Origin of the sequence: Streptomyces niphimycinicus, assembly GCF_018883605.1 — a bacterium.
Taxonomy (GTDB): Bacteria; Actinomycetota; Actinomycetes; order Streptomycetales; family Streptomycetaceae; genus Streptomyces; species Streptomyces niphimycinicus.
The window spans coordinates 80,033-99,621 of the sequence record NZ_JAHLEM010000012.1 but is presented as its reverse complement, the minus strand read 5'-3'; the positions used below and the strand labels follow the sequence as shown (position 1 = coordinate 99,621).

The following is a 19,589-nucleotide window of genomic DNA, read 5'->3' as shown; positions in this document are numbered from 1 at the left end:
CGGCCGTCGCTCCCGCTCCGGCCGACGGACCCTCTCCCGCCCCTACCTCGGGCAGGCGTGGGCACAGATCAGGGCGGCGACCAGGGCAGCCCGCTCCCCCACGGAGTCGGCGTCCACCCATTCGTCGCGCCCGTGCGCCCCGCCGCCGCCCGGCCCCAGTCCGTCGAGGGTGGGGATGCCGAGCGCCGCGGTGAAGTTCCCGTCGGACGCGCCGCCGACCTTGACTTCGGTCACAGGTGACAGCCCCTCCGCCCGTGCGAGTGCCCGCGCCAGTTCCAGCAGGTCGGCGGACATACTGCGTTCCAGGGGGAAGCGATTGATGCCGCCCGCGAGTTCGAGCCGCGCACCGGGGGTCCGGGACCGCAGGGTCCGCAGATCCTTCTCCACCCGTACGAGCTCCTCGCGATGCCATGCCCGTACGTCGATCTCGACCGTCGCGCTCTCCGGGATCGTATTCCTGGTGCTACCGGACCTGCTGACGGTCGGTGTAACGGTCGTCCCTTGAGCGGGGTCGCCCAGGGCATCGATCGCGAGCACCTGGTGGGACAGCTCGACCAAGGCGTTCACCCCGCGCTCCGGTTCCAGGCCGGCGTGGGCCGCCCGCCCCTTCACCGTGACCTCGAACATGGCGCCGCCCTTGCGTGCGGTTTTGAGCGCCCCGTCCAAGCTGGGTTCCAGGACAAACACGGCGGAACAGTCCCGCGCCACGTCCTCGATCAGGTCGCGCGAGGTGAGGGAGCCGCGCTCCTCATCGCCCGTCACCAGCAGCCGGACGTGGTCGGTGTCGCCCGCGAGCTCCAGCGCCTCGAGAGCGAGCACCAGCCCGGACTTCATGTCGAACGCCCCAGGTCCGGTGACCCGCGCGCCGTCGACGCGGAACGGCCAGTCGGCGAGAGTACCGAGCGGCCACACGGTGTCGGCGTGTCCGAGGAGAAGGACCGGTGGGGCCCCGGAACGGTCCTTCTCCTCCCGGTACAAGTGGGGTACGCCCTCGCGGACCTCGCGGTGGAGCGTTCCGAGTAGACCGTCGGACCACTCCGTCAGCAGCTCATAGGTCGCGTCCAGCCCCGGTGAGTGGCCTGTTGGGGTCTCGATGTCGACCAGTTGACGTAGCCGGGTGAGGAACAGCTCGGGCTTGTGTCCTGCGGCTGGTTTCACAGCAGATCCTTCGCGCGGGGGCCTGGGGACGAGGTGGGGTCCTGCGGGAGGGGCGTGCCGAGGCTGCCGGCCCTCTCGACAGAGCCCACCCCCAAAGCTCACCTCACGAAGTTAGTCTATGACATTGACTACGGTCATTGCCATGCACTCGCTCCGGTGCCCGCGCTCGCCGTTCACAGGAAGGCAATCAGGGCCTCGGCGAACTCGTCGGTGGTGGCGGTGCCGCCGGGATCCGGGGTGCGCACGCGCGCCTGCGAGGGGACGGCCGCGATCGCCGCGGTGACTCGTGCTTCGGCATCAACTGCCCGCCCCGCAGCGCCAGGTCGGCAAGCCCGCCTTCACCGACAGCGATCGCGCCGCCCTCGCCGGACTGCCCCACCGCCGTACCTGACCGAGCACATCAACCGGTTCGGCGAGTACCCCGCCCACGAACTCGGCATCCAGCCGGAGGCGTACGACCCCAAGGTCGACGTCGACTTCACCCAGCTCCGCGACCAGGACCTGACCACCGCCCGCCTCGGCCAGGCAGCCTGAACCAGCAGGGCTTTGTCGGCCAAGTATGGGGTTGGCCGCTTATGGCTCTGCCCGTGATCCGCCGGATGGAACTCAGGGGTGCATGACGATCTTTCCCACGTGCTCCCTGCGGGAGAGTTCTTCCTGGGCCTGAGCGGCCTGGTCCAGTGGGAAGGTCGCCGCGATGACGGGCTGGACCTCTGCCCGACGAGCCAGGTCCATGAGCAGGTCGAAGTGTGTGGGCGTGTGCATCGCGGACCCGATGACCTGGGCGTTGTGCAGGTAGAGACGGCGCACGTCAAAGGTCACGTCGTAGCCACCGAGTGCGCCGGCGATGACCCACCGGCCCCCTTCGCGCAGCAGCGGCAGCCCCTCGCTGACCAGTTCGCCGGCCAAGACGTCGAGTGCGACGTCGATGCCCTCCGGGGCGGCAGTGCGGATCTGCTCGGCGACGTCTCCTGCGCGGTCGATGACTTCGTGCGCGCCTGCTTCGCGCACCGCATCGGCCTTGGGGCCGCTACTGATGGCCAGCACCCTTGCGCCGCGCGCACGGGCGATCTGCACCAGCGCGAGGCCGACGCCGCCGGACGCCCCCGAGACCAGGGCGGTTTCCCCCTTCCGCAGCCGGCCTCGCTCGATCATGCCCAGCGCCGTGCCGTAGGCGGTCGGCAACGTCGCGAGCTGCTCGTCCGTGAGCGGCGATTCCGTCACGTCATGTACACGCTCCACCGGCGCCGTCACGTACTCGGCGTATCCCCCGTCGCGTTCACTCCCCATCAGGCCCACCGGGTGGGCGTCCGGCCCTTCGGTGTCGTAGATCGCGGGGTCGACGACCACTCGGCGTCCGACGAGGACCCCCTCCACTCCGGTCCCGACGGCCACGACGCGGCCGGCCACGTCGGCGCCCTGGATACGCGGGAAGTCGATCGGGCCGCGCCAGCCCGACATCGCCTTCGGGTCTCCCGGACGGCCGTAGGCGCCCTCCCGAGTCCACAGGTCGGTGTTGTTCAGCGCTACCGCGCTGACCTGGACCAGCACCTCCCCTGCCCGAGGGGCGGGGACGGCGACCTCCGTCAGCTCAAGGACCTCCGGTCCTCCGTGCCTGGTGATGCGCACCGCTCGCATGAAATCGGACACACCCATCGCTTGAACCTCCTCGCAGGTATACTGATCTGTAAACATCCCCCACCGTACACCGATCAGTGAAGGGGTCCGCAGTGCAGGAAGCGCGGCCTATGACGCCGGCCGGCCGCCGCATCGTGGCGGCCGCAGAGGAGTTGTTCTACAACCGCGGAATCACAGCGGTCGGCGTGGATCTGATTGCCGAGCACTCAGGGGTGACCAAGCGGACCCTGTACAACCAGTTCGGCTCGAAAGACCACCTCGTGGCGACTTATCTCACGGGCCGCGACCAGCGCTGGCGGTCACTCGTCCGTGCCGCCGTCGACGCCGGCGACACTCCCGCCGAGGCCGTCACCGCACCCTTCGAGGCACTGCGGACCTGGAGCGAAACCAACACCCGCGGGTGCGCCTTCATCAACGCACTCGCCGAACTCCCGGACCCCTCGCATCCCGCACACCGCATCGCCGCGAACCAGAAGCTCTGGCTGCTGAACCTGTTCAAGGAACTCGCCACCACAGCGGGCTGTCCACACCCGGCCACCCTCGCCACCCAACTCCTCGTGCTGCACGAGGGTGCTGTCGCCACGCAACCCCTCCCGCTCGACAGCCTTCCGGAGAGCACCGACCTGGCACGAGCCCTGGTGCAAGCCGGCACATCGCCCCGCCACTAGAGCGTTTTCGACAAGGTGCTGCCGTCCGGCCACGCTGGGCGGCGCCCGGTGCCTGCGATCGCAAGACGGAGGATCGTAACGCCTGCGGAGCAGGCGGTGGGTTCAGCCTGCCAACTGCCGCAGCCATTCGCGCAGCAGAGCCGTCTCCGTGTCTCGCAGAGGCACCCCGGCGCCCGCGCCCGCGGCCGGGGGCCCGGTGGTGAGCGCGGTGTGAAGTGCGGCATCGAGGGCGAGTGCGCGCGAGGCCAGGTCCGACCCGGATGAGGCGGGCGAGTCCGTGATGACCGAGGCGATGACGGTGTCCCGCAGCCGTGCCGACGTGGTCAGGTCCCGCTCCGAGGGCTCTTCGCCGATCAGCGCCAGTGTGGCACCCGTTGTCGCCGCGTGGATGACGCGGGTCGCCTGCTCCACCGGAACCCGAAGGCGCCCGGCGTCGGCCGCCCGGCCCAGCAGTCTCACCAGCAGGGCGTGCGCCTCGTCCGCGGCCGGGGGCCGCCGCCCGGGCCGCGCAGTGCCGTACATGAGCATGTAGAACGCGGGGTGCCGCACTCCGAAGTCGACGTGCAGGTCCCAGCCGCGGTAGAGGTCTGCCACCGGGTCGTCGGGGGTCAGCGCCAGCGCCTCCCGTTTCTCGGCCAGGTACATCTCGAACCCGTAGGCGGCCAGCTCGGCCAGGAGTCCGTCCTTGTCGTCGAACATCCGGTAGAGCGCGGGGGCCGTGATGCCCGCGGCTGCGGCGACAGCGCGCGTGGAGACCGCTTCGCTGCCGCCCTCCTCCAAAAGCTTGGCGGCAACCCGCAGCACCTGGCGCCGCGCGGCGCGTCGTCCCTCGTTCATGGAACAACGATATCCCATTTCGCATAGCACCGCTCTATCAGTGCTACGCTCAAAAGCGGAACGTCGATCCACGCCGCTGGTGGCCGACGCATGCCCGCGACACCCGGGCATGCGCCACACCCTGGCCCGAGCCGCCGGCCCCCTACCCGTGGAGCAGTGCCGCCGACCGCCGCAGCGGGCAGCTCATCGTCCGCCGGCACCACCACCGAACACGCCGCCATCGCGGCAGAAGAGGAACACCCATGTCCGATACCTCGATCGTCATCGCGTCGCATTCCGGCTACGGCCACACCGCACAGATCGCCACGGCCGTGGCCGACGGCGCGCGCTCCATCGCCGGGACGCACGTCCATCGCGTGGACGTCGCCTCCCTCAGCGACACCGACTGGGAACTGATGGACGCCGCGGACGCCATCATCTTCGGCACCCCCACCTACATGGGCACCGCGTCGGGGGCGTTCCACGCCTTTGCCGAGGCCAGCAGCAAGCGGTGGATGACCCGCGCCTGGAGCGACAAGCTCGCGGCGGGATTCACCAACTCCGGCTCCATGAGCGGCGACAAGCTGCACACCCTGCAGTACCTGGCGCTCCTGGCGGCCCAGCACGGAATGCTCTGGGTGAGCCTGAACCTTCTGCCGGGCTGGAACACCACCACAGCCAGCCCCCAGGACGACAACCGCCTCGGCTTCTACCTCGGCGCCGGCGCACAAAGCTTCAACGACACCCCCGCGGTCCACGACGCAGACCTGAACACCGCTCGCCACCTCGGCCGACGCGTCGCCGAGCACACCCGCATCCACCGCGCCGGGCTGACCGCCGCAGCGCACTGACACAACGGTCCGCCAAAAATTACCTTCTGGTTCCTTTCAGAGGAGTGAGCCATGCAGCACCGGACACTGGGAAGCCAGGGCCTTGAGGTCTCGGCGCTCGGCTACGGCGCGATGGGCCTGACGATGGCCTACGGACCCACCGACGAGGGGGCCTGGCTGGGGCAGCGGATCCAACGAGATCCTGGTCGGCAAGGCGGTCAGGGACTTCCGCGACGACGTGGTCCTGGCCACCAAGTTCGGTGCCGACATTACGCGGTGATCGCCGCCTTCGCCGAGGCCGCCGCCGCGGCCGAGCGCACCGGCTTCGACGGCGTCGAACTGCACGGCGCCCATGGCCTTCTGATCGACCAGTTCCTGTGGGAGCGCACCAACCGCCGCACCGACGGCTACGGCGGTGACCCGGTCGCCCGTACCCGGTTCGCCGCCGAGATCGTGGCCGCCTGCCGGAACGCCGTCTCCGCCGACTTCCCGATCGTCTTCCGCACCTCGCAGTGGAAGGTGAACAACTACGACGCGCGGCTGGCCACCACCCCGCAGGAGCCGGAGGCGGTCCTCACCCCGCTCGCGGAGGCCGGGGTGGACGCCTTCCACTCCTCCACCCGCCGGTACTGGGTGCCGGAATTCGAGGTCTCGGACCTGAATCTCGCGGGCTGGACCAAGAAGCTCACCGGCAAGGCCACCATCAGCGTCGGCTCCGTCGGCCTGCCCGGCCGATCGCGATCCGGTCGAACTCGTCCCGCTCCAGCCGGTCCAGCAGCTTCTCGATGCCCGCCACCCCGGTCCGGCTCCCGTTCTGGAACCCCGGTTCCTTGTCCGTCACCGTCGCCGAGGCACGGGCCGTTTCGCGCGGCGGGCGGTGAACGAGCGGTACGGCGGCGGCCGCACGAGCGTGCGTACGGTTGAGTCCTCGACCGCGGTCCGGTGGCTCACTCCGATGATCGGCCAACAACAAGTCCTCTCCGCCGGCAAGTACCTACTTTGGGGTAAGTGCCTCCAGGTGGTGGCGGACGGAAGGGTATGTCCAGATGACTGAGCGTGGGTTCTACTGCGGGTTGGACGCCGCACTGTCCGTCGTCGGGGGCAGGGCAACTGCTCCCGCTGGAACTCGGGTTCGGGCCCGGACAGACTCGCTGGCGCCGGCTGGGCCGGTGGCATGAGGCCGGCGTCTTCGAGAAACTGCACCGTCTCCTGCTCGGCGAACTGCACGCGGCCGACGCCCTGGACTGGACTCGGGCCTGCGTGGATGCCTCCCACATCCGCGCGAAGAAAGGGGGCGAGGCCATCGGCCCGTCACCGGTCGACCGCGGGAAGGCGGGCAGCAAACACCACCTGATCTGCGACGGTAACGGCACCCCGTTCAAGGTCATCACCATCGCGGCCAACGTCAACGACGTGACCCAGACTCCGGCTCTGGTCGACGGCATCCCGCCCGTGGCCGGCAAGCCAGGCCGTCCACGCCGGCGCCCCGATGCTCTTCTGGGCGACAAGGGTGCGGGCGACCGAGCTCCTGACCGAGCACGAGGTCGAACTGCTTCGGCATTCCCTCCAGCCCACACATGAAATGGCCGAGAAGCCCATGGGAGGTTCCTCATGTGCTTCTCTCTGAGGGTGGCGCACTCCAACCCGCGCGCTTCAGGGTTTTCGCGGTAGCACAGTGAGAACCCGGACCACGTGATCGCGGAATTCCTTCATGAAGTTCCGTAGGAAATTTTCTGTCTTCTCTTCGGTGACTTCACCGTCACTGGTGAAAACATCGGGATTGAATCTGACATATGCTTCTGGTGCGTTCATTTGCGGCGAGTTGCAGAAGCTCAGGACAGCGCGCAGGCTCTGCTGGGCGAGGGCGGTGCCGAGGGTGCCGGGGGATGCTCCGATCACGGCCGAGGGTTTGTCTGCGAACGAGTTGCTGCCCCATGGGCGACTGGCCCAGTCGATGGCGTTTTTGAGGGCGCCCGGAATGGATCGGTTGTACTCTGGTGTCACGAAGATGACGGCGTCGGCGGAAGCGATGGCACCCTTGAGCTCCTTGCCCGCGGCAGGGTAGTCGCTGTCGTAGTCATAACTGTAGAGGGGCAGATCCTTGATCGGGATCTCAAAGAATTCCAGATCGGATGGAGCCAACCGGATCAGAGCTTTCGAGAGCGTCCGGTTGATGGAGTGAGTCGCCAGGCTTCCCACGAAGTAGCCGACCCTGTACGTCGTCATTGATTCCTCGATTCAACGCGCGCATTGCGTACTTTCGTCTCTGCGTATCGCGCGCTCGGACGGGCAAGGGGTTCCGCAAGGAACGAAACCACGGCCGGGAGCGGAGCGCGCGGTGGCAGATCCGTCCAGATGAACGCCTGTGTGAAGCGCCGGCGCGATGGGGTCGATCATCATGAACCCTGGGGCATCGGGCCGCTGGCCGCGTTCGGGCCGAGTCGCGCGGGTCCTCCCGCGCATCTCGCACGAGCTTTGGCCGTCCGTGCGACGTGGCACACTGGCGGCGCAGGCGGCGGTGAACGGGGGCGATCCGGTTGGGTCTGGAGATCGAGAGTCGGCCGTCGGAGTTGCCGTCCATCGAGAGGGTATGGCGCAGCCGCAGCATCGCGGTTGGCCGGATGACGTCGATCGCGGCGTCGCATTGGGAGCTTGTCTTCTGGGAGCACGACGGCCAGGTGCAGGCGGCCGTGCTGGGCCCGGAGCCCAGGGCCTGTCTGGCTCCCGTTCCCAAGGACGCCACGTTCTTCGGTATCAGCTTCGCTCTCGGCACCTCGATGCCTCACGTGCCGATCAGCCGGCTTGTGGGTGGCAGCGCGGAGATCCCCGACGTGACGCGGCGCTCCGTGTGGCTGAAGGGTTCCGCCTGGCACGTGCCCGATTACGACAATGCGGAGGCGTTCGTGCGGCGCATGGTGCGTGAGGGCATCGTGGAGTGCGACCCGATCGTGCCCGCGGTGCTCGGCGGCGCGGCCCCCGATGTCTCCGAGCGGACCCTCCAGCGGCGTTTCGTGGCGGCGACGGGCCTCACCCGGGGTGCCATCCGGCAGATCCACCGTGCCCGCGAGGCGGCGGTTCTGATCCAGGAGGGGGTGCCGGCGCAGGACGTCGTGCACCATCTGGGCTATTTCGACCAGCCGCACCTGGCGCGGTCCCTGACCCGGTTCATCGGCCGGACCGCCACTCGGCTGAGTGCTCCGGGCCGGGCGGAGCCGCTGTCGCTTCTGTACAAGCCCTCCTCCCCGGTGCCCGCATAGCCTTCCCGACGTAGCCGACGGGGTCGGCCCGCCCCGGCCGGAGCGCTATTCGGCCGGGACCGGGCAGACGACCCCGAACTCATCACGGAGGAATCATGCGCAAGGTTGTTTCGGGTCTGTTCGTCTCGCTCGATGGTGTCGCCCAGTCGCCGAACGAGTGGCAGTTCGATTTCGACGAGGAGATGGGCGCGGCGCTGGGAAAGACGCTGGAGACGGCCGACACGATTCTGCTGGGCCGGGCGACCTTCACCGAGTGGGCCGGGTACTGGCCGACGGTGACCGACGGCGAGGACGCCGGCTTCGCCAAGTGGATCAATGATTCGCCCAAGTACGTCGTCTCCTCCACGCTGGACAGCGTGGAGGACTGGGCGAACAGCACGCTTGTCAACGGCGATCTGCCGGCCGCGATCGAGGAGCTCAAGTCGCGCGAGGGGAAGGACATCACCGTCGCGGGCAGCCCCACGCTGGTGCGTTCGCTTCTGGAGCAGGACCTGTTGGACGAACTGGTACTGCTGATCCACCCGGTGGTGGCCGGCGAGGGCCGCAAGAAGCTGTTCGCCGACGACGCCCCCCTGAAGAAGCTGGAGCTGGTCAGCGCTCAGCCGACCAGCAGCGGAGTGATCATCGCGACCTACCGTCCGACGCGCTGAGCACTGCTCGACGAGGGCCGGGTACAGGGACGGGCGGGAGATCGAGCCGCTTTGTCAGGGACGCCGGAGTGGGTGTGCGGAGCTCCGAAGGGCTTCCGAAAGAGTGTGCAGGCGGACCGCCACCGAGACGCGGAAGAACGACTCCGGGTCCCGCCATGTGTCGCCGAGCAGTTGGGTGATCCTGTCGAGCCGCTGGAGCACGGTGTTGCTGTGCACGCCCATCAGCCGCGCGGCGCGGGCGGGGCTGGCGTTGCAGTCCACGAAGCGGTGGAGGGTGGCGAGCAGATCGGTCCCCCGTTCGGCGTCCCAGCGCCGGACGGGGCCGATGGTGCGATCGATGAACTGCCGCACGCTGGTGGGGTCGTGCGCGAACAGCGTCGTGTACGGCAGGTAGGCGTCGGCCGCGACCGCGGCCGCCTCGATGCCGAGGGCGGTCAAAACCCGGCCGCAATCCCGGGCCGTCGTGAAACGCGCGCTCAGTTCGTCGAGGCTCTCCGCAGGGGGCGCGGCCACGGTCAGCACCGCGCCGGCCCCCGTCGCGGCACACAGGCGGTCACGGACGGCGGTCGCCGCGCGCTGCGGATCGCTCTCCGGCACGACGAGTGTGACGACGCCGTCCACTTCGCCCGCCAGGCCGGACGGCGCGGCCACGGTCTGAGTGGCCCGCAGCGCGGCGCGGCGCTGTTCGGGTGCCACCACGGTGATGACGACGGTCCGCAGGTCCTCCGGGCGCAGTCTGCGGGCGCGCAGCCGGGCGGGCAGGCTCGCGCGCCGCCGGGCGTCGGGACTGACGAGGTCACCGAGAAGCTCACCGCGCACATGGTCCTCGGCGTGGAGGACCGCGTCCTGTTTCAGAGTGAGGAGCGCGGTGATCTGTGCGGCGCGCTCGATGGTCCGCTGCTCCACCGCGCCGAGTTCGACCGTGCCGTCGCCGATGAGCAGGCCGCCGAGCATCATCTCTCCGGCGAGCACGGCGACCGCGGTGTGAAACTCGCCGGTCGGCGGGTCCAGCGGAGTGCAGCGCCCGGAGCGCAGGCTGCCGGTGATGGCCGCCCGGACGGCGGGCGGGTCGATCACCGAGGCGGTGCTCCGGTCGTCCGATGCGGCGAGCACGGCGTAGGTCTCGTCGAGGATGACCACGGGCCGCTCCAGTGCCGCTTCCAGAGTCCGCGCGACGTCCGCGGCACCGCCTCCGCGCAGAACCGCGGCGGTCAGCTCCTCGTGCACCCGGCTGGCGCGTTCCATCGCCTCGACGTGGTCGGCCAGCGCGTCATAGGCGCGCTGCGTCTCGGCGGCCGCGTCCCGGGCCTGGGTGAGCAGACGGGCCGATTGCAGTACGACGGCGACGTTGTCGGCGAAGGCCGACAGCAGTGAGACCTCTTCGGGGGAGAAGGTGTGCTCGGTGCGATTGGCGGCGAACAGCACTCCCAGGACCCTGCCCCCGGCGATCAGCGGGACGCCGGCGATGGAGACGAGGCCCTCGGCGCGGACGGCGTTGTCGATGCTGTCGTCATGTGGCACGTCGCGCAGATGTTCGTAGCGTGAGGTCCACTGCGGGGCGCGGGACTCGACGATCTTGCTGGCCAGACCGATATGGGGCGGCACCCTCAGCTTCTGGAAGGACGGGGCGACCGCTCCCGCGGTGGAGCGGACCCTCAGCTCATGGGTGGTCTCGTCGAACTCGGACAGATAGGTGACATCGGTCCCGGCCAGGTCATGGGCGCGCCGTACCAGCCGGGTGATCAGCAGATCCACATCGTGCAGTTCGGCGAGTTCCCGTGCGCTGGAGAACAGAGCGGCCAGTTCCTGTCCGCGCCGGTGCGACCGGGCCATCGCGCCCTGGAGCTCGCGAACCCGGCGGCCCACCTGGGTGGCCGTGGCGGTGTCGAGATGCTCGGTGAGCAGCAGGTCGGTCACGGCGTCGGGTTCGTCCGGGGGTCCTTTCGCGGCGAGGTCGAGCAGGGTCAGGACAGCGGTCACCGGGATGTCGGCCCGTGGTGCCGCTCGCTCGGTGTCCCGGGGCGCTCCCATGTCCACCACCCTGTCCGCCCTGTGTGAATCACCCATTAAAAACTTTGCACCGTGTACTGATGGTACATGGGCGCTGTTACATCGCGTATCTAAAGTCTGAGGTGTGACAGCGGCGTCATCCACTGAAGATCCGCTGGTCACAGTGGCCCAACGCAGGGCCCCGATGCCCACCTCGACCGTAGTGCGACTCTCCGGCGTGACGACGGACTCTTCACCGCAGGACATGATCGTGATCGATGAACAGCTCATCCAGCCCACCCACCGCCGCCGATGCGGCGGGGCCGCGTCCCGGCAGCGGTCCGCCATGTGCTCCATGGGCGTGGAGCCCCGGGCGGTTCCCGCTCTGCGGGCCTTCACCCGCGACGTGGCGACACGGTGGGGGGCGCCCGAGGAGACCGTTGACGCACTGCGCGTGATCGCCACGGAACTGGTCACCAACAGCGTGCTGCACAGCGGAAGCCCCGAGGTGAGCCTGCTGCTGACGGTCGACGACTGCGCGGCCTCCGTCGAAGTCAGGGACGCCGGCACCTGGCGGGAACGGTGCCCCGGCACGGGGACGCCCGACCAGATGGTGGACGGGCGGGGGCTGGGCCTGGTCCACGCCTACGCCACAACGTGTCGGGTCCAGCGGGACTCGCAGGGCACGGCCGTCCGTGCCGAGCTGCTGATTCCGCTTCCCGCTCAGCGAGGACAGCCGCGGGAGCTGCCCGGCCGCCGATCGCCGACCGGGTGTTGAAACGGACGGCTCGCGGCGCCCGGCGGCGTCCTGGCCGTCATGCCCCGGGAGCCACGTCGCCGCTCGCCCGCCGCGGGGCCTGTCTCCCCTGAGCTCGTCACCGAAAGCAGGAGGATCCATGGCAGTCAACAGCAGGCTTTCCGGCGTGAAGGACCTGTCGGTCAGTGAGCGCCGCGCCCGTATCGCGCGCGGTGCCGCGGTCGAGCCGGAGAGCCTGGAGGTGCTCGATCCCGAGCGCGGCCTCACCCTCGAGCAGGCCGACCACATGGTCGAGAACGCCATAGGTGTCCTCGGCGTCCCGCTGGGCGTGGCCACCAATTTCACCGTCAACGGCCGCGACTATCTGATCCCCATGGCCACCGAGGAGCCATCGGTGATCGCCGCGGCCAGTAACGCCGCCCGTATCGCCCGCGTCACCGGCGGATTCACCGCCTCGACCACCGAACCGCTCATGCGGGCGCAGCTCCAGGTCCTCGATGTCGGCGATCCGCACACTGCCCGGCTACGGCTGCTCGAAGCGCGCGAGGAGCTCATCGCGCTGGCCGACGCACAGGACCCTCAGCTCCTCCGGTTCGGCGGCGGCGTCCGGGACGTGGAGGTACATCTGGTCGACGCTCCCGGGGGCACCTATGTGGTGCTGCACCTGATCGTGGACGTACGCGACGCGATGGGCGCCAACGCCGTCAACACCATGGCCGAGGCGATCGCCGGGCGGGTCGGGGAGATCGCCCGGGGACGCACGCTGCTGCGGATCCTCAGCAACAAGGCCGACCTGCGGCTGTGCCGGGCGCGTGCCGTGTTCGACGCCGAGGCGCTCGGAGGGCCTGAGGTGGTCGACGACATCGTGCACGCCGCGGCCCTGGCCGAGGCGGACCCGTACCGCGCCGCCACCCACAACAAGGGGATCATGAACGGCGTCATCGCGGTCGTGCTGGCCACCGGCAATGACACCCGCGCCGTCGAAGCCGGCGCCCACTCGCATGCGACCGGCCGGTACCGTGGGTACACGTCCCTGTCGCACTTCGAGAAGGACTCCGACGGCAACCTGGTCGGCGCGCTGGAGCTGCCGATGGCGGTCGGCCTGGTCGGCGGGGCCACCAAGGTGCACCCGGTCGCGCGGGCCGCCGTAGCCCTGCTCGGCGTCACGACGGCCCGCGAGCTGGGCGAAGTCATCACCGCCGTCGGCCTGGCGCAGAATCTCGCCGCGGTCCGGGCCCTGGCGACCGAGGGCATCCAGCGCGGCCACATGTCGCTGCACGCCCGCAACGTCGCCGTCACCGCCGGCGCCACCCCCGAGGAACTGCCGCGCGTGGTCGCCCGGCTGATCACCGACCGGGCCGTGCGCGCCGACCATGCCGAAAAAGTCCTCGCCGAGCTGCGCGGCGAGGGCTGATGCCTCGCCTCACCGCCCGCATGTATCCGAGCCAAGGGAGACGCTGAGACATGGCACTACAGGTTGGTATCGACGTCGGTGGCACATTCACCGACGCGGTCGCGGTCCTCGACGGCCACGCGGTCCGCGGGAAGGCGTTCTCGACGAAGGATGTCACCACCGGCATCCTGGGCGCGCTGGCCGTGCTCCAGGAGCGCGCCGGCATGTCCGAGGAGGAGTTCTACCCGGCCGTCGACCGGTTCGTGCTCGGCAACACGATCGTCACCAACGCGGTCGACGAGCAGAAGTACGCCACGGTGGCGCTCCTCACGACGCAGGGGTTCCGCGACACGATGCGGATCGCCCGGTCGGCGCGGACCGAGGAGCGCGACCCGCACAAGATGCTGCCACCGCCCGGCATCGTCGAGCGCGGCCGCGTCATCGAGGTCGCCGAACGCGTCGATGCCCACGGCGAGGTCCTTGTGCCGCTGCGGCAGGAGGCCATCGCCGCCGCGGTGGACTCCGCGCTCGCCACGGGCGCGGAGGCCATCGCCGTATGCCTGCTGTGGTCGTTCCGCAACCCCGCCCATGAGCAGGCCATCGGCCGGTATCTGCGGGAGAACCACCCGGACGTCCCGTTCACCCTCTCCAGCGGCCTGACACCGGTCTACCGTGAGTACGAGCGCATGGTCACCACGGCGCTCGACGCCGCGGTCAAACCGCTCGTCGCCTCCCACTTCGACCACCTCGCCGAGGAGCTGCGCGCCCGCGGCCTGCGTGCTCGTGTGCAGATCATGCAGGTCCACGGCGGGTTCCTGTCGGTCGAGGAAACCAGCAAGGCGCCGATCTCCATGTTCAACTCCGGGCCGGTCGGCGGCGTCACCGGCGCCCGCCTGCTCGGGCAGCAGTTGGGCAGGCGCCGGGTGCTGACCGCCGACATGGGTGGCACCAGCCTGGATGCCGCCGCGATCATGGATGGTGAGTTCCGGCTGCTCCCGCGGGCCGAGATCGGCGGTCTGCCGACGAGTCTGACCGTTGTCGACATCGAGACGATCGGCGCCGGCGGCGGCAGCGCCGCCTGGGTGGACGGCCGTGGGCTGCTCCGGGTCGGTCCGCACAGCACTGGCTCCACTCCCGGTCCCGCCTGCTACGGCAGGGGCGGAACCCGCCCGGCGGTCACCGACGCCGCGCTTGTGCTCGGCCTGATCAACCCCGGCTACTACCTCGGCGGGACAGTCGAGCTGTACGAGGACCTGGCCCGCGAGGCGCTGCGCGCACATGTCGCGGAGCCGCTCGGACTGACCGAGGACGCCGCGGCCGAGGGGGTGTACCGGCTCGCCACCTCCCAGATGGCGAACGCGCTGCGTAAGATCACCGTCAACCGCGGCCATGACCCGCGGGAGTTCACCCTCGTCGGTTTCGGCGGCGCCTGCGGCCTGTTCGCCGCGAGCATCGCCGCCGAGATCGGTGTGAGCGAACTCGTCATCCCCCGAAACGCCGCGGTGTTCTCGGCCTACGGGCTCATGCACGCCGATTCCGTCTTCTCCGCCGTGCGGACCAGCCCCTGGACGATGCGGCAGCCGGCCGCCGACCTGGACCGCGAGTTCCAGGCCCTGGAGCGGCGCGCCCGGGCGTGGTTCGACGACGAGGGCATCCCCGAGGACCGGCGGGAGCTGTTCCGCGAGGCCGATATGAAGTTCGTCGGCCAGATCTTCGAGGTCACCACACGGCTGAAGGGCGGGACCTTCACCGAGGCGGACAAGGACGAACTGCGCGCGCGGTTCATCGCCGACTACGAGACCGAGTTCGGGGCCGGGACGGCCTGGACCGAGACCGACATCCTGCTGGTCAACTCCCGGGTGCGCGCGGTCGGCCGCAGTGACGTCCAGCAGGTCCGGCAGATCGTGGAGACCGACGGGGAGTGCCATACCCTGCTGCGCCGCACCATCCTCGAACCGGTGACCGGGGCTCGGACCGAGGTGGATGTGCACCGCGGCTTCGCCGCGCTGGCGCGGGCGAAGGGGCCGTGCCTGCTGGAGGAGCCCGACACCACCGTCTATGTGCCCACCGGAGCCACAGTGGAGCTGACCGACGCCGGCCACTTCCTCATCCGGCTCCAGCCGTCCGTCTGAACGCCACGGCCCGATCCAGGAGACCCACATGACCGAATCCGCCACCGGCCGCCTTCCCGCCGGGTTCGACCCCGTCACGCTCGAGGTCATCCGTATGCGTCTGGACTCCATCGTCGAGGAGATGGGCATCGCGATGATCCGCTCGTCCGGCTCGCCGGTGATCACCGAGGCCGGCGACTTCAACACCGCGCTGTTCGACCCGACCGGCCGCATCTACGCCTACTCCGACTACGTCCAGTTCCACATCGGCTCCGGCAGCGTCGCCGTCCAGAATCTGGTCCGGGAGATCGCCGGTGAGCCACTCGCCCCCGGCGACGCCTTCATCTGCAACGATCCGCACACCGCCGGTGCGAGCCACCCGCCGGACACCAATGTGATCTCGCCGATCTTCCACGGTGACGAGCTGATCGGGTGGGCGCAGTCGCAGGCCCATCTCGTCGACGTCGGCGGTATGACACCGGGCGGCTTCGCCCCCGCGGCCTATGACTGCTACAGCGAGGCGCTCCGGCTCCCGCCGGGAGTGAAGATCTTCGACAAGGGCGAGCCCGTCGAATGGGTGCGACGCATCCTGCTCAACAACGTCCGGGTGCCCGCGCTGTTCTGGAACGATGTGCGCTCCCTGGTGGCCAGCAACAACACCGGGATCCAGCGGCTTCTCGCCACGATCGGGGAATTCGGGCTCGACGACTTCCGCGAGTACACGCGGCTCAGCTTCGAGCTGGCGGAGCAGGTGGTCCGGGACCGTGTCGCGAAGATCCCCGACGGAACGTACACGGCCGAGGAGTGGACCGAGCACAACGGCCATGCCGACGAGCTGTACCGCGTCGCCTGCGCCATGACCAAGCGGGGCGAGCAGATCACGTTCGACTTCACCGGATCCAGCGAGCAAACCGACGGCTTCGTCAACTGTAGCTACGGAGCCCTCGTCGGAAGCGTCGCCACGGCGGTCGTGCCCATCCTCGCCTGGGACGTGCCGTTCAACGAGGGCGTCATGACCGCCTTCGAGGTCATCGCCGAGCCGGGCTCCATCGTCAACCCCACTCCCCCGGCCCCGATCAGCAACGGACACCTGACGACCGGCGCCCGCGTCAGCCGGCTGGTCACCAAGCTGATGAACGACGCCTGCCGGGGCAGCGCGGACGAGACCGTCCGTGGCCGCACCCAGGGTGTGTGGGCCGACTCGTGGACCGGCGGCATCTCGGCCGGCACCTCGGACGACGGCGAGTACTTCGTGCTGTTCAACATGGATGGCGGTGGAATGGGGGCGGGAGCCCAGCCGGACACCGACGGTCTGGACTGCGCCGGGATGATGACGCAGGTCAACAACATGCTCCCGGACGTCGAGATGAACGAGATGCTCTATCCCGTCCTCTACTTGTGGAAGCGGCTCAACATCGCCAGCGCCGGGCACGGGGCCCACCGCGGCGGTCTGGGACTGGAGTTCGCCTGGGCCCTGCACGGTGCGCCCTCCGCCACGCAGACCGTGTTCGCCCCCAGCGCCCAGGTGGTCGCCGACGGATACGGTGGCGGGCTTCCCGGCGGGGGAAGCGGGCACGAGATCCTGCGCCGGTCCAATGTCGCCGGCCTGCTCGCCGCGGGCACGGTGCCCACCGACGACAGCCTCGACTGCGTCACGCGGGACCTACTGGCCATCAACCAGTCCTCGGTGCGGGTCTCGGCCGGCGATGTCTTCGTCCAGTGGATCGCCGGTGGCGGCGGGTACGGAGACCCGCTCCTGCGTGACCCGCGGCGCGTCGCCGAGGACGTCCGGGACGCGTACATCACCGACCGCACGGCATCCGCCGTCTACGGGGTGGTGCTCGCCGACGGTGCCGTGGACGCCGCCGCGACCGCGCGCACACGCGAGGCGATGCGTGCCGCCCGGATCGGCGGGGAGCCGACCGCGCCGGTCGACGCCGACGCCGCCGCCGGGGCATCCGCGCCCCGCCGTGCCGCGGACGGCTGGTACTGCCCGGCCAGCGGCGCCCTGATCAGCACCAAGGACGACTGGCGGCAGGACGCCATCGTCACCACGCGGGTGGCCGCCGACCGGCTGGGCGAGTACGGCGTCCGGGTACGCCCCCGGGGCGACGGGCAGCGGGTGCTCCTCGATGAGTTCTACAGCCCGCGCTGCGGCACCCTGCTCGACGCACGCATCCGGGTCGAAGCCGCCACCACCCGCTGATTCCACAGCGGTATTCGAAGAAGGAGGTGTGGTCGCGTGACGGAGTTCAACACCGGGTTCGACCTCGCTGCCGTCCTGCCGGGCGGTCCCGCACACGGGGCGCTGCGCGGGGTCGTGGTCCTCGACATCACTCGGGTGGTCGCCGGGCCGTTCTGCTCGATGATGCTCGCGGATCTCGGAGCGACGGTCATCAAGATCGAGAATCCGAAGGACCCGGACTATGCGCGCGAGTTTCCCCCCTTGCTGACATCGCCCGAGGGCGAGGCGTTCAGCGCGTTCTTCGCCCAGTACAACCGGAACAAGCTCGGCATGACCCTGGACCTGTCCCGGCCCGAGGGCAAGGACCTGCTGCGCACGCTCGTCAGCCGCGCGGATGTCCTGGTCGAGAACTTCCGTGGCGGGACCATGGACAAGCTGGGCGTCGGCTACGACGAGCTGCGGAAGGTCAATCCGCGGCTGGTCTACACCGCGATCTCCGGCTACGGCCAGACCGGCCCGTACCGGCGCAAGCCCGCGTATGACAACAGCGCGCAGGCCACGGGCGGTCTGTGGTCGATGAACGGCTTCCCCGACCGCCCGCCGGTCCGGGTCGGCACCATCATCGGCGACCTGTCGGCCACGCTCTACGCCGTGATCGGCACGCTCGCCGCGCTGCGGCACGCCGAGCGCACCGGTGAAGGGCAGTTGGTGGACATCTCCCAGCAGGACTCGGTGCTCAGCCTGACCGAGAACGCGGTCGTGTCGCACACCGTCGAGGGCAAGGTGCCGGCTCCGCTCGGCAATGAGCATCCGTTCGTCAAGCCCTATGAGCTCTATCCGTGCAGGGACGGTTTCGTCTTCTTCGGCGGCTACACCGACAAGTTCTGGCGGTTGACGTGCGAGATGTTCGGCGAACCCGAACTGGCGGCCGACCCGGAGATCGACACGATGGCCAAGCGGTTCACCCCGGAGGTCTACGAGCGCCGGGTGCGGCCGCTGCTGCACAGGTGGTTCGCCGATCGCGCCAAGCTCGAACTGGAGGAACTCGCCGGTGACCTCGTGCCGCTGAGCGCCATCAAGGACATCGGGGAGGTCATCGCGGATCCCCAGATCCAGGCCCGGGACATGGTCGTCGACGTCGAGTACCCGGACTTCGGTCCACTGCGCATGGTCGGCACACCGGTCAAACTGGACGTCACCCCGGCCCGGCCCCGGGGACTGGCTCCCCGGGTCGGCGAACACACCGACCAGTTGCTGCGCGCCTTCGCGGACCTCTCCGAGGAACGCATCCGCGCCCTGCGCGAGTCGGGGGTGGTCTGAGATGAGCGGCATCACCCTCGACCGTGACGGACCGGTAGCGCTGATCCGGTTCGACCGGCCGGAGAAACTGAACTCACTGACCCTGGCGATGTACGAGGAGCTGGGAGCGGCCTTCGAAGAGGTCCGCGACGACGAGTCGATCGGCGTCGCGGTCCTCACGGGCGCGGGGCACCGTGCCTTCTGCGTCGGCGCCGATCTCACCGAATCGATCCCCGCGCTCGCCGAGGGGCGGTTCGACATCTCCCGATGGGACGGTGCCCACCAGAAACACACCACCTTGTTCAAGCCGGTCATCGCGGCGGTCAACGGGCTCTGCCTCGGTGGCGGGTTCGAGATCATGCTCTCCACGGACCTGCGGATCGCCGCCGAAACGGCCGAGTTCGGGCTCCCCGAGAGCGGTGTCGGAGTCGTCCCGGCCGGCGGCACCCTGACGCGGCTGACCCGGCAGATCCCCTACGTCTGGGCCATGGAGCTGATGCTGCTCGGAGACCGGATCACCGCGGCCACCGCCCTGCGGTACGGCCTGCTCAACGCCGTGGTGCCGGCCGACCGGTTGCTCGAGGCGGCGATGGACCGGGCGCACCGGCTCACCGCCCGCAGCGGCACCGCCCTGGAGACGATCAAGGAGTCGGTGCTGCGCCTCGGGGACCTCCCGCAGGACCAGGCATTCCACCGTGAGGCGCGGTACGGGCAGCGGGCGTTCACCTCCCCGGACGCCCATGAGGGACTGGCCGCGTTCGCCGAACGCCGTCCGCCCGACTTTCCCTCCCGCCGGAGTGTCGGCAAGCCCCCCGTATGACGGATCCGCACAGGAACA

The 19,589-nt window shown here is 69.6% G+C and carries 17 protein-coding genes and 2 pseudogenes; 14 read left to right on the top strand and 5 right to left on the bottom strand.

The window, feature by feature from the left end; translation table 11 throughout:
* Positions 1–42: 42 nt before the first annotated feature.
* Positions 43–1,158: a M20/M25/M40 family metallo-hydrolase gene (locus tag KN815_RS01605; RefSeq protein ID WP_216339411.1), complete on the bottom strand. Its 1,116-nt coding sequence runs from the start codon at positions 1,156–1,158 to the stop codon at positions 43–45.
* Positions 1,159–1,395: 237 nt separating this feature from the next.
* Between KN815_RS01605 and KN815_RS01600 the strand changes: the two genes are divergently transcribed.
* Positions 1,396–1,692 (top strand): hypothetical protein, encoded by a 297-nt coding sequence (locus KN815_RS01600; RefSeq protein WP_216339409.1) that lies wholly within the window; start codon positions 1,396–1,398, stop codon positions 1,690–1,692.
* A gap of 72 nt (positions 1,693–1,764) precedes the next feature.
* Here the strand turns inward: KN815_RS01600 and KN815_RS01595 are convergent, their stop codons facing one another.
* On the bottom strand, positions 1,765–2,814 hold the full coding sequence (locus tag KN815_RS01595) for a zinc-binding dehydrogenase (RefSeq protein ID WP_216339408.1): 1,050 nt from the start codon (positions 2,812–2,814) through the stop codon (positions 1,765–1,767).
* A gap of 92 nt (positions 2,815–2,906) precedes the next feature.
* On the opposite strand from KN815_RS01595, the gene KN815_RS01590 reads away from it, so the two are divergent.
* Positions 2,907–3,464: a TetR/AcrR family transcriptional regulator gene (locus KN815_RS01590; RefSeq protein ID WP_216339396.1), complete on the top strand. Its 558-nt coding sequence runs from the start codon at positions 2,907–2,909 to the stop codon at positions 3,462–3,464.
* Between the two features lie 102 nt (positions 3,465–3,566).
* On the opposite strand, the gene KN815_RS01585 is transcribed toward KN815_RS01590, so the two are convergent.
* Positions 3,567–4,301: a TetR/AcrR family transcriptional regulator gene (locus KN815_RS01585; protein ID WP_216339395.1), complete on the bottom strand. Its 735-nt coding sequence runs from the start codon at positions 4,299–4,301 to the stop codon at positions 3,567–3,569.
* 242 nt (positions 4,302–4,543) lie between these two features.
* Here KN815_RS01585 and KN815_RS01580 point away from each other — a divergent pair, with 242 nt between their 5' ends.
* The 4 genes and pseudogenes from KN815_RS01580 to KN815_RS01565 all read left to right on the top strand — a co-directional run bounded on the left by KN815_RS01580 (position 4,544) and on the right by KN815_RS01565 (position 6,691).
* Positions 4,544–5,131: a flavodoxin family protein gene (locus KN815_RS01580; RefSeq protein ID WP_216339393.1), complete on the top strand. Its 588-nt coding sequence runs from the start codon at positions 4,544–4,546 to the stop codon at positions 5,129–5,131.
* A gap of 51 nt (positions 5,132–5,182) precedes the next feature.
* Positions 5,183–5,384, top strand: a pseudogene (locus KN815_RS01575) (aldo/keto reductase); the annotation flags it as partial.
* 2 nt (positions 5,385–5,386) lie between these two features.
* Positions 5,387–5,842, top strand: a pseudogene (locus tag KN815_RS01570) (oxidoreductase); the annotation flags it as partial.
* A gap of 528 nt (positions 5,843–6,370) precedes the next feature.
* A complete protein-coding gene (locus KN815_RS01565) occupies positions 6,371–6,691 on the top strand; it encodes a transposase (RefSeq protein ID WP_216339391.1) in 321 nt (106 codons plus the stop codon).
* Between the two features lie 72 nt (positions 6,692–6,763).
* On the opposite strand, the gene KN815_RS01560 is transcribed toward KN815_RS01565, so the two are convergent.
* Positions 6,764–7,336: an NADPH-dependent FMN reductase gene (locus tag KN815_RS01560; protein ID WP_216339389.1), complete on the bottom strand. Its 573-nt coding sequence runs from the start codon at positions 7,334–7,336 to the stop codon at positions 6,764–6,766.
* 395 nt (positions 7,337–7,731) lie between these two features.
* On the opposite strand from KN815_RS01560, the gene KN815_RS01555 reads away from it, so the two are divergent.
* Positions 7,732–8,367, top strand: a complete 636-nt coding sequence (locus tag KN815_RS01555) for a helix-turn-helix domain-containing protein (protein ID WP_253208677.1) — start codon at positions 7,732–7,734, stop codon at positions 8,365–8,367.
* A 95-nt stretch (positions 8,368–8,462) separates the two neighbouring features.
* Positions 8,463–9,017, top strand: a complete 555-nt coding sequence (locus KN815_RS01550) for a dihydrofolate reductase family protein (protein ID WP_216339385.1) — start codon at positions 8,463–8,465, stop codon at positions 9,015–9,017.
* A gap of 54 nt (positions 9,018–9,071) precedes the next feature.
* Here the strand turns inward: KN815_RS01550 and KN815_RS01545 are convergent, their stop codons facing one another.
* Positions 9,072–11,048 (bottom strand): helix-turn-helix domain-containing protein, encoded by a 1,977-nt coding sequence (locus tag KN815_RS01545; protein WP_216339383.1) that lies wholly within the window; start codon positions 11,046–11,048, stop codon positions 9,072–9,074.
* Between the two features lie 196 nt (positions 11,049–11,244).
* On the opposite strand from KN815_RS01545, the gene KN815_RS01540 reads away from it, so the two are divergent.
* The 6 genes from KN815_RS01540 to KN815_RS01515 all read left to right on the top strand — a co-directional run bounded on the left by KN815_RS01540 (position 11,245) and on the right by KN815_RS01515 (position 19,571).
* Positions 11,245–11,784, top strand: coding sequence for an ATP-binding protein (locus KN815_RS01540; RefSeq protein ID WP_216339382.1), 540 nt, complete (start codon positions 11,245–11,247; stop codon positions 11,782–11,784).
* A gap of 118 nt (positions 11,785–11,902) precedes the next feature.
* Positions 11,903–13,177, top strand: a complete 1,275-nt coding sequence (locus tag KN815_RS01535) for a hydroxymethylglutaryl-CoA reductase, degradative (protein ID WP_216339380.1) — start codon at positions 11,903–11,905, stop codon at positions 13,175–13,177.
* 50 nt (positions 13,178–13,227) lie between these two features.
* Complete coding sequence (locus tag KN815_RS01530) at positions 13,228–15,288, top strand: hydantoinase/oxoprolinase family protein (protein WP_216339378.1); 2,061 nt, start codon at positions 13,228–13,230, stop codon at positions 15,286–15,288.
* A gap of 28 nt (positions 15,289–15,316) precedes the next feature.
* Positions 15,317–17,473, top strand: coding sequence for a hydantoinase B/oxoprolinase family protein (locus tag KN815_RS01525; protein ID WP_216339376.1), 2,157 nt, complete (start codon positions 15,317–15,319; stop codon positions 17,471–17,473).
* A gap of 36 nt (positions 17,474–17,509) precedes the next feature.
* Positions 17,510–18,772 (top strand): CaiB/BaiF CoA transferase family protein, encoded by a 1,263-nt coding sequence (locus KN815_RS01520; protein ID WP_216339374.1) that lies wholly within the window; start codon positions 17,510–17,512, stop codon positions 18,770–18,772.
* A gap of 1 nt (position 18,773) precedes the next feature.
* Positions 18,774–19,571 (top strand): enoyl-CoA hydratase/isomerase family protein, encoded by a 798-nt coding sequence (locus tag KN815_RS01515; protein WP_216339372.1) that lies wholly within the window; start codon positions 18,774–18,776, stop codon positions 19,569–19,571.
* The last annotated feature ends 18 nt before the right edge of the window (positions 19,572–19,589 follow it).